13 protein-coding genes are annotated in these 15822 nt (G+C 67.6%); 8 read left to right on the top strand and 5 right to left on the bottom strand.

The window, feature by feature from the left end:
- The first annotated feature begins 55 nt into the window (after positions 1-55).
- Positions 56-697, top strand: coding sequence for a MerR family transcriptional regulator (locus AB0M22_RS28545; RefSeq protein ID WP_364733173.1), 642 nt, complete (start codon positions 56-58; stop codon positions 695-697).
- A 106-nt stretch (positions 698-803) separates the two neighbouring features.
- Here AB0M22_RS28545 and AB0M22_RS28540 read toward each other — a convergent pair whose 3' ends face one another.
- The 3 genes from AB0M22_RS28540 to AB0M22_RS28530 all read right to left on the bottom strand — a co-directional run bounded on the left by AB0M22_RS28540 (position 804) and on the right by AB0M22_RS28530 (position 5222).
- A complete protein-coding gene (locus AB0M22_RS28540; protein ID WP_364733170.1) occupies positions 804-3329 on the bottom strand; it encodes a DUF4153 domain-containing protein in 2526 nt (841 codons plus the stop codon).
- Positions 3330-3399: 70 nt separating this feature from the next.
- Positions 3400-4524 carry an ATP-binding protein gene (locus tag AB0M22_RS28535; RefSeq protein ID WP_364733168.1) on the bottom strand — a complete coding sequence of 375 codons (1125 nt, stop codon included), beginning with the start codon at positions 4522-4524 and terminating at the stop codon, positions 3400-3402.
- Positions 4521-5222, bottom strand: a complete 702-nt coding sequence (locus AB0M22_RS28530) for a response regulator transcription factor (protein ID WP_364733165.1) — start codon at positions 5220-5222, stop codon at positions 4521-4523. The genes AB0M22_RS28535 and AB0M22_RS28530 overlap by 4 nt, the downstream gene beginning before the upstream one ends.
- 230 nt (positions 5223-5452) lie before the next feature.
- On the opposite strand from AB0M22_RS28530, the gene AB0M22_RS28525 reads away from it, so the two are divergent.
- The gene (locus tag AB0M22_RS28525) at positions 5453-6145 is read left to right on the top strand and encodes an alpha/beta hydrolase (protein WP_364733163.1); all 693 of its coding nucleotides are present in this window, start codon (positions 5453-5455) and stop codon (positions 6143-6145) included.
- Between the two features lie 256 nt (positions 6146-6401).
- Here the strand turns inward: AB0M22_RS28525 and AB0M22_RS28520 are convergent, their stop codons facing one another.
- Positions 6402-8420: a heavy metal translocating P-type ATPase gene (locus AB0M22_RS28520; protein WP_364733160.1), complete on the bottom strand. Its 2019-nt coding sequence runs from the start codon at positions 8418-8420 to the stop codon at positions 6402-6404.
- A gap of 144 nt (positions 8421-8564) precedes the next feature.
- Here AB0M22_RS28520 and AB0M22_RS28515 point away from each other — a divergent pair, with 144 nt between their 5' ends.
- From AB0M22_RS28515 to AB0M22_RS28500, 4 genes are all read left to right on the top strand, one after another.
- Positions 8565-9767 (top strand): AI-2E family transporter, encoded by a 1203-nt coding sequence (locus AB0M22_RS28515; protein ID WP_364734030.1) that lies wholly within the window; start codon positions 8565-8567, stop codon positions 9765-9767.
- Positions 9768-9871: 104 nt separating this feature from the next.
- Positions 9872-10585: an endonuclease/exonuclease/phosphatase family protein gene (locus AB0M22_RS28510; protein ID WP_364733157.1), complete on the top strand. Its 714-nt coding sequence runs from the start codon at positions 9872-9874 to the stop codon at positions 10583-10585.
- A gap of 590 nt (positions 10586-11175) precedes the next feature.
- Positions 11176-11796, top strand: coding sequence for a hypothetical protein (locus tag AB0M22_RS28505; protein ID WP_364733154.1), 621 nt, complete (start codon positions 11176-11178; stop codon positions 11794-11796).
- A gap of 115 nt (positions 11797-11911) precedes the next feature.
- Positions 11912-12754 carry an alpha/beta hydrolase gene (locus tag AB0M22_RS28500; protein WP_150401433.1) on the top strand — a complete coding sequence of 281 codons (843 nt, stop codon included), beginning with the start codon at positions 11912-11914 and terminating at the stop codon, positions 12752-12754.
- Positions 12755-12763: 9 nt separating this feature from the next.
- Here AB0M22_RS28500 and AB0M22_RS28495 read toward each other — a convergent pair whose 3' ends face one another.
- Positions 12764-13900 (bottom strand): serine hydrolase domain-containing protein, encoded by a 1137-nt coding sequence (locus AB0M22_RS28495; RefSeq protein WP_364733150.1) that lies wholly within the window; start codon positions 13898-13900, stop codon positions 12764-12766.
- 242 nt (positions 13901-14142) lie between these two features.
- Here AB0M22_RS28495 and AB0M22_RS28490 point away from each other — a divergent pair, with 242 nt between their 5' ends.
- Entirely contained in the window at positions 14143-14853 is a 711-nt protein-coding gene (locus tag AB0M22_RS28490) for a hypothetical protein (RefSeq protein WP_364733147.1), read from the top strand.
- 72 nt (positions 14854-14925) lie between these two features.
- Positions 14926-15708 carry an SGNH/GDSL hydrolase family protein gene (locus tag AB0M22_RS28485; protein WP_364733144.1) on the top strand — a complete coding sequence of 261 codons (783 nt, stop codon included), beginning with the start codon at positions 14926-14928 and terminating at the stop codon, positions 15706-15708.
- Positions 15709-15822: the final 114 nt, after the last annotated feature.

Raw genomic sequence — 15822 nt, 5'->3', positions numbered from 1 at the left:
GATTATGGATAGCTGTACTTCTCACTGTCAATAGCCGCGAAATCAGGAGACGCCCATGCGGATCGCCGAACTCAGTCGCACGAGTGGCGTCCCGCCTGCGACGATCAAGTACTACCTGCGCGAAGGGCTGCTGTCCCCCGGCATTCGGACCCACCACAATCAGGTCGATTACAGCGAGGACCACGTCAACCGGTTGCGGCTCATCCGGGCGCTCGTGGACATCGGCGGGGTGTCGATCAGTGCCGCGTCGGAGCTGCTGACCGTCCTCGACTCCGGCAACCTCAGCGCGCACGAGGCACTCGGCGAAGCCATGTACGCACTCGGCGGACGCCGATCCCCGGTCGGCGCGGAACAGCAGGATGCGGCCGAGGCCGACGTCGAGGCACTGCTCACCCGCCGAGGATGGTCCACCGGCGACGACAGCCCGGCCCGCCACACCCTCACCGACGTGTGCGCGGCCCTGCGGCAGCTCAACCACGCCGACGTGATCGCCGTCCTCGACGACTACGCCGCGGCCGCCGAAACCATCGCGGAGATCGATATCGGACTCGTGCGTGACGAACCTACCGTCGAGCGGATGACCGAAACCGCCATCGTCGGAACGATTCTCGGCGACACCCTGCTGTCGGCACTGCGCAGGTTGGCCCAGGAACAAGTCTCCGGACGGCTGCTGCCGGACGAGAACGGCGAAAGCTGACGCGCGTTGCTGAACCCGCGAGTGGATACCGGTACCTGATCGACTTGATCGAGTAGGTACCGGTATCGCTCAGGGAGCGAATGTTTCGCGCCAATCGCGCTGCCAGCTACTCCGCGGCGTTCGCGCGCGACAGGTTCCAGGTGTGCCAACTATCCGGGTCGAGGTGGTCGCGAACGCGGTTGCGGATTTCCGTGCGCGTGGGCTCGGGCAGACGGTCGGTGGCGGGGAGGACGTCGGCGGAGAGTTCCGCGAGGTAGCCGGTGTCGATGGACTTGCCGTGCTGCCAGCGGTTGATGTTCTGGTCGGCGATGAGACGTTCCGGGTTCAGGACGGCCAGGGCGAGCAGGGTGGCCATGGCCGTTCCGATCATCGCGCGCGGCAACCACATCCGGCGCAGGCTCAGGACCGCGGCGAGGATCAGCAGGAAGACCAGACCGAACCAGAGTTCGCAGACCTCGACCAGCAGTCGGAGCAAGGTGAAACCGTAAGCCTGCTGGTAGGTCCACATGCGGCCGAGGGCCGACGCGACGATGATCAGCGAGAGGACACTCACCGCGCAGAGCAGCACGCGCAGCCACAACCGGTCGGCCACTGTGTCTTTCGCCGCCCAGCGCAGGACGACCAGGATCACCGCGAGGGTCAGGACGGTCACCGCCGCCAGTTGCCAGAAACCACTGCGCGCATATTCGGCGTAGGTGAGGCCCGCGGTGCGCTGCACGTAGCCGTCGCCGCCGAACAGGGCCATGAACTGAGCACCGACGAACACGGTGAACAGGATCGTGAGCGCACCGACCGGCAGCGCCCACTCGACGCGGCGCAGCGACCGTCCCCGCCCCGCCTCCTCGGATTCGGTTGCGGGCGGCGGCGGGCCGGCCAGCAGGTACATCGCGCTGATCGCCGCCAATCCGACTACGACGAATACCGCGATCCACTGGAACGTCCGGTCTCCGTCGACCTGCGGCGTCACCGACTCCAGCAGTTTCGCGAAGGTGGCATCGGCGCCGCCGAGCAACGGCACGAACACGGCAAGCAGCGCGACGGTGACCAGCACCGACACCGCGATCCCCCACTCCCGCTGCCGCGTACCGGTCCGGATCCGCTGGATCCCCGCATGCGCCCACGGGACCGCCTCGAAAACCGCGAACGGCCAGGCGGTCACGTCATAGAGCACGCCGCGCGCCGAGCGTCGATCGACAATCGCCAGCGATCCGGCGACACACGCGCCGAATACGCACAGCATGCCCAGCCAACCCGCCGCGCGGAAAGTGCTGACCGCCAGCAGAGCCAGCAGCATTGTCGTCCACCAGATTCGGGCGTACTTCTCGCCGAATCCGGCGGGGATCATGGGCCATTGCGAGGCTTCGTCGTAATCTTCATCGGTCGGCTGATCTGCCGACGACAAGGTCTCATCGACCGCAGTCTCGGACGTCGCGTCTACTGCGCCCTCGGACCTCCCCGCGCCTACCGCAGCCGAAGTCGTCACGTCTACCGCGGCCGAAGTCGTTGCGTCTGGCGCACCCTCGGAAGTCGTCGCGTCTACCGGATCCTCCGACGTTACGGTGGCGTCGGATTTCAGCTTCGCGTCGGGTTTTGTCGTATCTATTGCGCTGGCGACACGGTCACTGGGCGGTACGGCCGATTCGGGAGCCGTCTTCGCGGCAGCATCGTTCGCTTCGGCCGTTTCCGCTGCCGTGGAATTCGCCTCTACCGCAACGGCTTTGCGCGCACCGTCAGCTCCGGCCCGCGGTGGTGCCTCGGATTCGCCGAACTCACTTGCCTGCGGACCCAGGTCGACCGAGTTCGCCTCATCGTCGATCTGCCCGGCCGAGCGAGGCGTCGGTTTATCCGATCCGGCAAGCCCACTGGTCTTCGAGTCCGCCTCCGCAAGCCGAGCCTCCCGCCCATCGGCGGTGGCGGCGGCATCGGCCAGGGCCTTCTGCGTCGTGCCGGACTTCAACACTGCCGCTTGTTGTTTCGACTCCCCCGCCGCTCGCGGGCTCGATGGGGTCGAGTCCGGGGCCTTCTCGAGTTCAACGGGCTGCGAATCCGCTACGGCCGAGCCGGGTTCGCCAGCGTCAGAGATTTCGTTCGCCTCGACCTCGGACGTCGAATCCTCCCCTCCGGGATTCGATGTCGCCGTGGATCGTTCCGTCTCCGGATCACTGGACCCGGCTGACCAACCGACTTCGGATTCGGCCGTGTCCCATTCGGATTCGGCCGGGTCCCACCCCGCACCCTGCGCCGACTGACGCGCATTGCGATCCACCAGGTACACCGCGCCGACCGCCACCGAACCAGCCAGCAGCCAGCCGATCCCCGGGCGGTCCAACGGGATCAGCGCCGCGCCGGTGACTCCGGCGAGGCAGGCGGCGGGCAGGACACCGCGCGGGCTGGCGACGCGACGCCACTTCGGCGGTGGGGCTGTGTAAATCGGCAGCGAGCGCATGTTCATCAGCTGAGCCGTACCGCCGGTCGGCGTCGCGTCGTCCGGCTCGGTGTCGGCCTGCGGTTTGTCCGCCAGCAACGTCGCTCCGGTACCGGGCGCCGGATGCCCCTCGGTGAGTTCGACAGGCCACGCCGGTTCGGACCCGTCAGGTCTCGACGGTGTTGGCGCATCGGGTGTTTCGGACATACATTCCCCTCCTGAGGGTGTGCGGGATCGCCCCGGGACGTATCGCTCCGGGACGGGCAGGTGTGACAGGTCAGTGGCCGGGCAGGACCACGCGGATGCGAGAGCCGGGGTCGGCGACGGCGATGGTGCCGCCGTGCAGGTCGACGATCCAGCGAGAGATGGCGAGGCCGAGACCGGTTCCGCCGCCTGCGGTTCGGCCGCCGCGGGTGAAACGGTCGAAGACGCGGGCGCGTTCGGCCGGCGGGATGCCGGGGCCGTCGTCGGACACTTCGATCACCAGTTTGCCGGACTGTCGGCGGGCGATGACGCGGACTTCGCCGCCGGCCGGGCCGTGCCGTGCGGCGTTGTCGAGCAGGTTGAGCAGCACTTGATGCAGACGTGCACGGTCTGCGAAAACCGTTACGGTGCTTGGCTGCACGTCGGTAGTGAACCGGACGCCGCGTCCGAGCGCCGCGGCGGCGACCTCTGCCTCGGCGACGACCTCCGCCAACAGCGGTGCGAGGTCGAGGCTTTCGCGGTCGAGAGGGAAGGCGCCGGCTTCGATGCTGGACAGGTCGAGCAGTTCGGAGACGAGCAGGCTCAGCCGCTCGGTTTGGGCGAGGGCGGTGCGCAATGTCTTCGGATCCGGTTCGGAGACACCGTCGACGAGGTTTTCCAGCACCGCGTTCAGTGCGGTGATCGGGGTGCGCAGTTCGTGCGAGACGTTCGCGATGAGGTCGCGACGCTGCTGGTCGGCGGCGGCGAGATCGGCGGCCATCTGGTTGAACGCTTCGGCCAGCTGCCCGACCTCGTCCCGGGACGTCGCGCGCACCCGGCGGGTGTAGTCGCCGTGTGCCATTCGTTTGGCTGCGGCGGTCATCTCGCGCAGTGGCCGGGTGATGCCGTGCGCGAGGAACTGCGACGTGACCAGTGCGAGTCCGACAGCGGCCAAGGTCGTCTTCGGCGGTAGCCACCCGATCTTGATCCGGAAGAACCCGAACGCGATTCCGCCGGCACAAAGCATGAGGATCGCCAGCTTCACCTTGATCGATCGCACCGAATCCAGGGGGCGCGGCAGGATCTCGGCGATCCAGTCCGAAAGCGCGCGGAGTCGTTCGATGAGCGTGCGGCGCCGGACGATACCCTCGGCGCTCGACCGTTCGGCACGCGCAGCAGGGGGGTCCTCACCCGATCTCGGTACCGGGGAGCGTTTCATCGCGCCTCCAACGCGTAGCCGACGCCGTGCACGGTGCGGATCAGGTCGGCGCCGAGTTTGCGGCGCAATGCCTTTACGTGACTGTCGACGGCTCGGGTGCCTGCGGCGTCGGCCCAGTCCCAGACCTCTTCGAGCAGGCGTTCGCGGGCCAGGACCACGCGCGGGCGGCGGGCCAGGCGGGTGAGTAGGTCGAATTCGAGTGGGGTGAGCTGGGCTTCGATGTCGGCGCGCCAGACGCGACGTTGGTCGACGTCGATGCGGAGGTCGCCGACGATGATGGTGTCGCCGTCGCGGTCGGCGGCGCGGTCCATGCGGCGGAGCAGGGCGTGCACGCGGGCGGCGAGGACGCGCAGGGAGAAGGGTTTCGTCAGGTAGTCGTCCGCGCCGACGCCGAGGCCGACGAGCTGATCGGTCTCGTCGGTGCGGGCGGTCAGCATCAGCACCGGGACCGAGCGTTCGGCTTGGATTCGCCGGCACACCTCGAGTCCGTCGAAACCGGGCAGCATCACATCGAGTACCACCAGATCGGGTGTCAGCGTCGACGCGGCGGCCACCGCGCTCGGCCCGTCATGCGCCAGGTCCACGGTGAACCCCTCGGCCCGCAGCCGCGCCGCCACCGACTCCGCGATCGTCACCTCGTCATCGACCACCAGAATCCGCCGCGCCAGCTGTCCCCCAGCCGCTCCGCTCTGTTCCATGCCCGGAACCCTAGCCATGCTCTGTGGAGAGGTACCGCACCAAATGTGGAGATTCCGTGTTGACGGGGGCCGATTCGCGGCTGTCCGCGGATCATGCCGACACCTGCGCGCGGGCGCAGAACTGTGTTGCGGAGTGCCCAGGCGCGCGTGAGCTGGAAAACGCGGCGTGTCCGGGCGGGTGTGCGGGTGTGGCTTGACTGTGCCGTGGCGGCATGGTGTGCACTGCGGGAGTGACCGACGTGATCATCCTGCACGGTGCCTGGCATCAACCCGCTCACTATGACGACCTCGTCGGACGGTTGCGCTCCGCGGATATGAGCGTGGAGGTGCCGGACCTCTACGAGTTGTCGCTCGATGACAGCACTGCCCTCGTCGAGGACATTGTTGCCGCGTCCGCCCGGCCGCCACTGGTGCTGGGGCACTCCTTCGGCGGGGTGACCGCTGGAACGGTCCGTGGTGCAGCGGGATTGATCTTCTTGACCAGTTGGATTCTCGATGCCGGTGAGTCACCCGCGCAGCTGCTCGAAGAAGTCGCGAAGGAAACAGGCGCCCCACCCGAGGGGCTCGTCGTCGTACCCGACAGCGACGGCCGGCTACAGCTCGATCCCGCCGACGCACGGAAAAACCTCTACGGCGACGTCGACGAATCCACCGCCACCCGCGCAATCGAACTCCTCCGCCCAGAACCCCCGTCGATCTTCGCCGCAACCCCCGCCCAGGTGAGCTGGCACGACATCCCCTCCGTCTACATCGCCGGCCGCGACGACCACACCATCCCCGCCCCACTGATCTCCCGCTTCGCCGCCCGCTGCTCGATGTCCGAAACCTGGGACACCGGCCACTCCCCATACCTGAGCCAACCGACCGCCGTCGCCGATCTCGTCCAAGGATGGTGGCGAACCAGCCAGGTCAACAAAGACTGATCCCCCGTCAACTAGGGCGGGTCGGCTGGGGCCGACCCACCCGGGGCGAGCGAATGAGGTTGGAGCGGAATGGCATCGAGTGCGCTGCTGCACTACCTGCCAGTTGATCCGATCCGGCCGGTGGTGAGCCCTGCCGTGAGGCAAAGCCGGCCGTTGGTGACCAGCGTGTTCCGCCCATCGGGGGTGTTCGAACATTCGGCATCGAGTGCTTACTCGCACCGAGTGCCGGCCGGGCTCGGCCTCCGCAGCCGTGCGGTCAGTTGATGGGCCGGGGTTCGTGGTCGATTCCTGCGTGTTCGGCACCGCGGCGGAAGCGTAGGAGGCGCAAGGCGTTTGCGACTACCAGGAGGGTGGAGCCTTCGTGGATGAAAACGGCTGGGCCGATGGGGAGGCCCAGGAGGGTGGCGGGGACGAGGGCGGCGACTATCAGGAGGGAGAAGGTCAGGTTTTGGCGGATTATGCGGGCGGTGCGGCGGCTGAGGGCTACGGCGAAGGGGAGGCGGCCGATGTCGTCGATCATGAGGGCGATGTCGGCGGTTTCCAGGGCGACGGCGGAACCGCCTGCGCCCATAGCGATGCCGACGGAGGCGTTGACCATGGCGGGGGCGTCGTTGACACCGTCGCCGACCATGGCGGTGCCGTTGCGGCCGCCGAGCTTGCCGATCATGGTGACCTTGTCCTCGGGCAGCAGGCCGCCGTGTGCGGCGTCGAGGCCCATGTCGGCGGCGACGGCGTCGGCGACGCGCTGGTTGTCGCCGGAGATGAGGACGATGTCGTCGATGCCGAGTTCGCGTAGCCTGGCGACGACCGGCGCCGCTTCGGCGCGCGGAATGTCCATCACGCCGACGACGCCGAGGTACACGCCGGCGTGCCGGACGATCATCGTGGTGCGGCCGCGCTCGTGCAGTTCGTCGACGATCCGGATGATCTCGCTGGGCACGCCTTCGGGATCGAGTTCGTAGAACATGGTGCGGTTGCCGACTTCGGTGGCGCGACCGTCGACCAGGGCGGTGACGCCGCGACCGGTCACCGAGTTCACGGAGGTGGCGGTGCGTTCGGTGCCTGCGGGCACGAGCAGCGCGAGGTCGCGGGTGATCGCGCCGGCGAGCGGATGGTCGCTGTAGGACTCGACCGCGAACAAGGTGGCGATCAGTTCGTCGCGCAGTTCGGGGCGGGCCTCGACGATGTCGGTGACCTTCGGCTGTCCCCAGGTGAGCGTGCCGGTCTTGTCGAAGGCCATGGACCGCACGCGGCCGAGGGTTTCCAGGGGTCCGCCGCCCTTGGCGAGAACGCCGGCCTGCGCGGCGCGGGCGATGCCGGCCAACACCGCGCTCGGAGTGGCGATCGCCAGCGCACACGGGCTGGCGGCGACGAGCACGACCATGGCGCGATAGAAGCTGTCGGCGAACGGTTCCGACGCGGCGAACACACCGAAGACCAGTACGCCGAGCACACCGGCGAGCACGACGGGCACGTAGAACAGCTGGAAGCGATCGATGAATCGCTGGGTGGGCGACTTCTGCGTGTCGGCCTCGCGGACCATCGTGATGACCCTGGCCAGCATGCTGTCGGCGGCCCGGCTGGTCACCAGCACGTCCATCGCGCCGGAGCCGTTCATCGTGCCCGCGAACACCCGATGCGATTCCGGCACGGGCGTACTACTCGCCAACGCGGCGGCAGAGTCGGCGATGGGCGCCTTCTCCACCGGGATGCTCTCACCGGTCACCGACGACTCGTCGACGCTGCTCACTCCGTCGACCACCACCCCGTCGGCGGCCAGGCGCGAATTCGGCAGCACGACAACCACGTCGCCGATGGCGAGCGCGTCCACCGCGACCTCGCGCACCACCCCGTCAGGCCCACGCACCAGCGCGGTGTCGGGAGCGAGTTCGGCGAGCGCCTCGATCGAGCGCTGCGCACGCCCCATCGCGTATTCCTCGAGCGCGTGCCCCAGGCTGAACAGGAACAGCAGCACCGACCCCTCGGCCCACTTGCCGACCATGGCCGCGCCCACCGCGGCGACCAGCATCAGGAAGTCGACCTCGAAGCGACCGCGGCGCACGGTGTTGATCGCGGTGCGGATGGTGAAGTAGCCGCCGAAGAAGTAGGTCGCCGCGAACAGGGCGAGCGCCACCCACTCCGGCGCGGACACCAGGTATTTCGCCGTCATGCCACCCGCGTAGGTGACGCCGGAGGCGATCGCGAAGATCAGCTCCGACCGCTCCCCCAGGAATGCGCCCCCGTGCGTGTGTTCGCCTCGTCCCTCTGTTCTCATACGCCTATCATATGCATAGATCGCTATGTATGCATAGGTCCTGTTTCGCCGACGCGGCACCGGGTAGGCAGCCAGCACCCGCCGCCGCCAGGGCGTGGTGACAGCAGAAGGACCAGCTCGGTGAACGATTCGACAGAGAATTCCGTGGACGACGGCACGGCCGAAGCGGGCCACAGCCACTGGGTCGGCCAACCGCACGCCGAGGACGAACCCGCGCTCATCACCGCGGCCGAGGCCGACGCCGCCGCGATCAGCACCGACAAGCACCCGCTGGGCACGCCGGGCAAGCGCTTCGATCGCTGGTCGCCGTTCATGATCGGCATGGCCGGCGCGGCGGGCGTCATCGTCACCGTCGCCTTCGCCCGCCTGCTGGTCGACGCGCGCGACGCGCTGGTGCTCGTGATCGCGGCACTGTTTCTGGCGATCGGCATGGAACCGGTCGTGTCCTGGATGACCCGGCACCGCGTCCGCCGCGGGGTCGCCGTGGCGATCGTCTTCGTCTGCGTGCTGATCGGCCTCGCCGCTTTTCTCGCGGCCGCGATCACTCCGCTGATCGATCAGGGCCGAGGGCTGATCGATCACGCACCCGATCAGTTGCGGCACCTAGAGCAGACCTACCCGATCGTGCGCAGCACCTCCGAACGACTGCACCTGGACGAGAAACTGCAACAGGGCATCGCCACCGACACCTCCTGGATGGGCGGCCTGCTCGGCGCGGGAAAGGTGGTGTTCGGCGCGGTCACCAGCGCGGTGATCGTCAGCGTGCTCACCGCCTACTTCTCCGCCAACTTCCCGACCTTGCGCGCCAGCGTGTATCGCTTCTTCCCATACGCACGCCGGCCACGCGCGATCCTGATCGGTGACGCCATCTTCGCCAAGGTCGGCGGCTATGTGCTCGGCAATCTGCTCATCTCACTGATCACCGCCGTGGTCACCTTCGTCTGGCTGCTCGCTTTCGATGTGCCGTTCGCACTGGTGCTTTCGGTGCTCGTCGCGGTGCTGGATCTGATCCCGCTGGTCGGTTCGACACTGGCCGGGGTGATCATCGCGGTGGTCGCGCTGACGGTGTCGCTGCCGGTCAGCCTCGCCACCGTCGGGTTCTTCGTCTTCCTGCGGCTGGTGGAGGACTATCTGCTGGCACCCAAGATCATGGGCCGCACGGTGCAGGTGCCCGCCGTGGTGACGGTGGTCGCGGTGCTGCTCGGCGGCGCGCTGCTCGGTATCGTCGGCGCGCTGCTCGCGATTCCGGTCGCCGCGGCGGTCTTGTTGCTGATCAAGGAGCTGCTGTTCCCGCGCCTCGATCGGATCACCGACGAAACCGGCGATACCCCAATCGCTTCGACCTGAACACCGGCGAACCGATCACGCACTCCCATACACCTCCGGCATCACTCGAGCGGATGCCGCTCCGCCGAACAGCGTCCGTGCGCGGTCCCCTAGCATCGCGACCTGTGATCACCGTTGCCACGTGGAACGTTCTGCACCGCATCCACGCCGAGAATTGGTACGAGGACGTCTCCAGCCGGTGGCCGGACGAGGCGGCGCGCATCGACGCGGTGACCGAGCAGGTGGCGGCGAGAACCGAGCAGGTCGTGGCGCTGCAAGAGGTCAGCGGCGATCAACTGTTCAGTCTGCGGGCGGCCTTGCCCGGGCGGACCGTGCACTCGATGCAGTATGTGCGGGTGCCGACCGCGCGCAGGCATGCGGGCGCGTTGCGCGATCCGAGTGAGCATTTGGTGCTCATCGTGGAGGGGCCGAGTCGGGAGATCAGCGCCGAGTCGTTCGCGGATGATCCGGGCAAGGGTGCGCTCGCGGTCAGTACGGGCGGGGTTGTCGTCATCGCTACCCACGTGACCGGGGATCGGCGGCGCGGGAAACAGCTGGCCCGGCTGGCCGAAATGGCCTCCGCTACACCGGAATACCCAGCGATTCTGCTGGGCGACTTCAACGTCGACGGTGAGACGGTCGCGTCGAGTCTCGGTGAGGGTTTCTCCGTCGCCGAATTGCCGCCGGGCTCGCTGGCGACTCGTCCCCGGACCTCAGGGGCGAAGTCGCAGGTTATCGATCACGTGGTCGTGCGCGGGGCGACGGTGCGTGAGGTGGCAGTGGAGGATTCGGACGGGCTCTCCGATCACAACCTGGTTCGCGCGACTATCGCTTTGTGAGGTCGGGGATTTCGTAGTCGCAGGTCAGCACATCGTGGGCGGTGCGCCAACCCCGTGATTCTGGTGTCTGCTGGTGATCGACGGTGCCGGTTAGGGTTCACCGGGGTGTCGCATCGGCACGTGGAGACCGCGGCACGAGGGGCATGATGAAACGCTGTTCGACGCTCTCGAACATCGCATGAGTCCGCTCACGCGGTCGGTGGTCGGAAACGCGTTCGCCGACGGCGACTTCGGTGCACGCGAACCTGCGATGTGTCTCTGCCGCAACCGATGTTCCGCGGCATCCGGATCGGGGTGATCCGCCGCGGGCGAACGGGTTCCGCACGGCGCGGCGGCGTGCAGCGTATCGAAGTCAGGTGCCGCGGAATCGGCGTAACCGAGGATCGCACCGAACTCGGAATGCTTGCCGCCGAACCACAATCGAGCCACCCGCACCAACTGCCGATGCAGGCTTGCCGACCCACCCGACCTCGATAGGCGCGATCGGCTAGTGCAGCGCAGTTCAACACGAGCCGAACTACCACGGCCGCACAGTGGTTCGCGATCCAACCGAGCTTCGAACCAATCAGCCCGGGGTACCAGGAGGAGACATGTCCGGCACGAGACTCGTGCACTTATCCACCCGAAACGGTTTTGCGGGGGCCTTCCTCGTATTGGCGGCGGCAATGCTCCTCGCGCTCACCGGATGTTCGTCCGGCGGCACCGACAAGCCCGCTGCCACAAGGACACCCGTCGCCAGCTCCCCCTTGACGACTAAGGCAACCAGCGGCAAGTCCACACCCGCAACCCCTGCGCCGGGGCAACCAGCACCGGCACCTGCCGCAGCCCCGCAGACCGCGGCCGTTCAACAACCGCCGGCCAACGACTACATCAAGTGCACCGACCGGATCAACTACGCAGGCGACCCCCGCGCGAACGCCGAAATCAACACTCTCGGCGAGGAAACCGGCGTCTGCCCCGAACCACAGCAGCCGCCGGCCGACAACTACGTCAAGTGCACCGACCGCATCAACTACGCAGGCGACCCCCGCGCCAATGCCGAGATCAACATCCTCGGCGAACAAACGGGTGTGTGCCCCGAACCTCAGCTACCGACGACCACACCTCCCGAGACGACCTCGACTACACCGACCGTCACCACCTCGACCACCCCTGCGCCGACAACCACCGTGTCCCCGACAACCTCGTCAACCGTGTCCCCCACCGCGTGACCGCCTCGGCGACGCACACCCCGGAGTCCGTCCCCCGCCGCAACATTCGCAGCTACCCGAGGCAGTTGACCCGATTCCGCCGCCGTCGCCGCCCGGCCGGACCGAGAATGCTCCTATGGTCGAGATCAGCCGCGGGGTCGCCACCGTGAACGGCATTCATATGCACTACCGCCGCGCCGGCTCGGGTCCGGCGCTGGTGTTGCTGCACGGTTGGCCACAGACCGGTTACTGCTGGCGCAAAGTGCTGCCCGCGCTGGCCGAGCGACACACCGTGATCGCCCCTGACCTGCGCGGTTACGGGTACACGGACAAGCCGACCACCGGCTACGACAAACGCAGCATGGCCGCCGACGTGGCCACGCTGATCGAATCGCTCGGTTTCACTTCGGCCGCCGTCGTCGGGCACGATCGCGGCGCGCGGGTGGCGCACCGCTGGGCGCTGGATCGCCCGGATCAGGTCCGCAAGCTCGCCGTGCTCGACATCATCCCGACCAGGGAAACCTGGCGGCGGATGGACGCCGCACTCGGCCGCCGCTACTTCCACTGGCTGTTCCACCTGCAACCGGACCTGCCGGAACGCCTTGTCGGCCACGACATTCCCGGCTATCTGCGTTACTTCTTCGAGACCTGGACGGTCAACCGGCACGGCCTGCCCGGCGAAGCCATCGACGAGTACATCCGCGCCTTCAGCACTCCGGGCGCGCTGCGCGCGGGTTTCGACGACTACCGCGCCGCCGCGCTCGACGCCGAGCACGATCATACGAACGCGGGGCATCGGCTCACCATGCCGGTGCTCGCCCTGTGGGGTGCGGCCAGCTTCCTCGAAGACATTCCGGCACTGGAGATCTGGCGTGCTTACGCCGAAGACGTCCGAGGCGCGGCGATCCCCGACTGTGGGCACTTCATCGCCGAGGAGCGGCCGGAGGCGCTACTGGCGCACCTTGCCGAATTCCTCTGAGGTGCCGCTTCATTCGGCGCAGAGTGCGTGATCGACCAGGGTGGTGACCGCGCGCTCCTGTTCGAATCCTTTGCTGTGCGTGAAGTCTTCACCGGCTTGCAGAGCCGTGGACATCGATACGACGACGCTGCGGCGACCCTCCTCGGTCACTCCGGTTTCGGTGATGTAGCCGAACTGGCCGCCGTTGTGCATCCAGTAGACGCCACCACAGGACAGCGGCACCGAGAACAGGCCGAGCCCGTCGCGGATGCCGGGCCAGATCTGCCCGATCATATGGTCGACCGGCCCGGTGGTACGCATCAGTGCCAGCTCCTCGGGTCGTAACAGCCTCCCGCCCAGTAGGTTTCGATAGAAGGTGCCGATGTCCGCGGTGGTGGAGAGGTATCCGCCGGAGGCGTCGGCGTCCACCACCTCGGTGACGTCGGTGAGCGGGCCGTTCAGTTCGTACTGCTGGTAGCCCTTCGCGTGCGGATCGGGCAGCGTGGGTGAATCGCCGGGCCAGCGGGTGTCGTGCAGGCCGAGCGGTTCGAGGATCCGCGACCGAACCTCCTCGTACCAGGGACGTTTGCTCACCTGCTCGATGATCAGCCCGAGTAGCACGTAGCCGACGTTGGAGTAGGACCAGCTGGTGCCCGGCGCGAAGTCGGGTGGATGTTGCATAGCTGCTGCCACCGTCTGTTCCGGGGTTCGCGCCTGATAGCGGAGTCGGTAATAGGCTTCGGCAGTGTCGGTCACGGGCAAGCTGTCGTGAATCCCACTGGTGTGCTGGAGGAGCTGTCTCACTGAGATCAGATTGCCGTCGTTTCCGTTGCCGCGCACCATGTCCGGCAGCCAGTGCGCCACTGTGTCGTCTAACCTGAGTCGCCCCTCGCCGACCAACATGAGGACCGTCGTCGCAACCAGCGACTTGGTCACGCTGCCGATCCGGAAGAAGCCGTTCGGCGAAACCGGTTCCACCGCTGCGATATCCGACCGGCCTGCCACCGCCAACCGGTCGCCCGCGCCGTCCACCACTCGCGCCTGCACACCGGTCACCCCGACCGCCACGATGGCGTCGACATCTCGTTGCAAGGCATCCTCACGGGGCGCGGAGCGGCAACCGGTCAACGCGACGACCAACACGAGCACCGCCATTGCGTAGCGCATGATCTCTCCCTCGACTCGAGGGAAACCTAGCGACGGCACGCACTCCTCGACATCACTCCACGGAGCTACCCGACCTCCCCCTGCGGGGCCAACCACCGTGATTGCGCTTCGCCCAAGATCTGATCACGGAACGGTCATCCAGCGCTGTAGAAACCGGTCGGTCTGAAAGAATCGGACCGTCTCCACCGCTAGCGTGCACAAATGATCGTGACCTGCACCATCCCCAGGATGAAGGGTACGACGTGGTCGCTCTGAAACGGTTCGGGATTCGACTGGCTCTCGGTGTCGCGGCGATGACGTTCGCCGCCGTCGGCCCGCACGGCGTCGCCACCGCGGCGCCCGGCGTGCCACTCGGCGGCGGTTCCGGAATCCTGCTCGGCCGCGGTGTGTGCACGCTGACCACCATCGGCTACGACCGCGCGGACCGCCTGGTGGGACTCACCGCGGGACACTGCACGGAGGTCGGCATGTCGGTGCGGTCCGAGCGGATGCCGGACGCCGGCGTCCTCGGGACCGTCGCGGCCGTCGATCATCTCGACGACTACGCGGTGCTCGAATTCGATCGCGCCAAGGTTGTGCCCATCCGTCAGGTCGCCGCGACGCTGATCGGCGGAATCGGCGCGCCGCCGCAACAGGGTGACGTGGTGTGCAAGAACGGACGGACCTCCGGCTACAACTGCGGCGTCGTGTGGGATACCCATCGATGGTGGTTCCAGAACCAATCCTGTTCCCAGCCGGGCGATTCCGGCGGGCCGGTCACCATCGGCGATCGGCTGGTCGGCATGAACGTCGGGCACATCGGCGTGAAAATGGTCGGCGTCACCGTGTTCGACATGGTCTGCCATCCGCCGGTCGCGCCGCTGCACGATCCCGCCGTGGCCACTCAGATCGGCATGGTCCTGGCGGACATAGATCTAGGTGGTGGCGTCGGGTCGGGATTCCGGCCGCTCTGAACGCGTGCGACGATGACTCGAAAACCGGAGCGCCAGTAGGGCATCCGCCGACGCAGACCACAGGAGCTCGACGTGGAGCCGACCCGAGGACCCGCCTTCGCCCGCTTCGTCGCCCTCGGCGACAGCCAGACGGAGGGCATCGGTGACCCCGACGGCAACGGCGGATACCGCGGCTGGGCCGACCGGTTCGCCACCCTGCTCGCCACCGCGGACCCGGCCCTGCACTACGCCAACCTCGCCGTTCGCGGGCGACGCGCCGCCGAGATCCGCGCCGAGCAGCTCGCTCCCGCCCTCGCGTTGAAACCGGACCTCGTTACCGTTGTGGCGGGCATGAACGACATCATCCGGCCGCGCTTCGACCGCGACGGTTTGCTGGCGGACATCGAGGCGATGTTCACCGCGCTCACCGACAGCGGCGCCACAGTTGTCACGTTCACCTTTCCCGACATCGGCGCGGTGGCCCCCTTCGCCCGGCCACTCTCCGGCCGCGTGCACACGCTCAATGCCGACCTACGCGCCCTCGCCGCCCGCACCGGAGTGATCCTCGTCGACTTCGAACCGGTCTTGGCCGCCACTCATCCCGCCGCATGGGACGAGGACCGGCTGCATCTGAGCCCGGTCGGCCATGACATCGTCGCTCGCGCTCTCGCCGCCGCACTCGAGGTCCCCGGTGTCGATGACACGTGGCTCGAACCGCTGCCGGCGGTCAACCGGTCGCTCACCGAAGCGGTGACGACGGAACTGCGCTGGGCCACCCGCTACCTGGCGCCGTGGATCGGACGCCGCCTGCGCGGTGAGTCCTCGGGAACCGGACAGGAAGCCAAGCGGCCAGAACTGCTGCCGGTGCTGGTGTAGGTGCAGAATGCTGCCGTCGGCAATCGCGCACGGGAGCCAGATGGCTCGACCAGATCCAACCGTCGAACGGGGCATCACCGTTGCATCGTGCGAGTAGCGGCGCAGCCAAGTCCC

Origin of the sequence: Nocardia sp. NPDC051756, from assembly GCF_040681495.1 — a bacterium.
GTDB lineage: Bacteria > Actinomycetota > Actinomycetes > Mycobacteriales > Mycobacteriaceae > Nocardia.
Note: the sequence above shows the minus strand (reverse complement) of the source record. Positions and strands in the feature narration are given on the sequence as shown.

Excerpts from the sequence above, each read along its gene's own strand:
- AB0M22_RS28530 (WP_364733165.1), bottom strand. The coding sequence starts at position 5,222 with ATGGAACAGAGCGGAGCGGCTGGGGGACAGCTGGCGCGGCGGATTCTG.
- AB0M22_RS28540 (WP_364733170.1), bottom strand. The coding sequence starts at position 3,329 with ATGTCCGAAACACCCGATGCGCCAACACCGTCGAGACCTGACGGGTCC.
- AB0M22_RS28500 (WP_150401433.1), top strand. The coding sequence starts at position 11,912 with ATGGTCGAGATCAGCCGCGGGGTCGCCACCGTGAACGGCATTCATATG.
- AB0M22_RS28505 (WP_364733154.1), top strand. The coding sequence starts at position 11,176 with ATGTCCGGCACGAGACTCGTGCACTTATCCACCCGAAACGGTTTTGCG.
- AB0M22_RS28520 (WP_364733160.1), bottom strand. The coding sequence starts at position 8,420 with ATGAGAACAGAGGGACGAGGCGAACACACGCACGGGGGCGCATTCCTG.
- AB0M22_RS28495 (WP_364733150.1), bottom strand. The coding sequence starts at position 13,900 with ATGCGCTACGCAATGGCGGTGCTCGTGTTGGTCGTCGCGTTGACCGGT.
- AB0M22_RS28545 (WP_364733173.1), top strand. The coding sequence starts at position 56 with ATGCGGATCGCCGAACTCAGTCGCACGAGTGGCGTCCCGCCTGCGACG.
- AB0M22_RS28535 (WP_364733168.1), bottom strand. The coding sequence starts at position 4,524 with ATGAAACGCTCCCCGGTACCGAGATCGGGTGAGGACCCCCCTGCTGCG.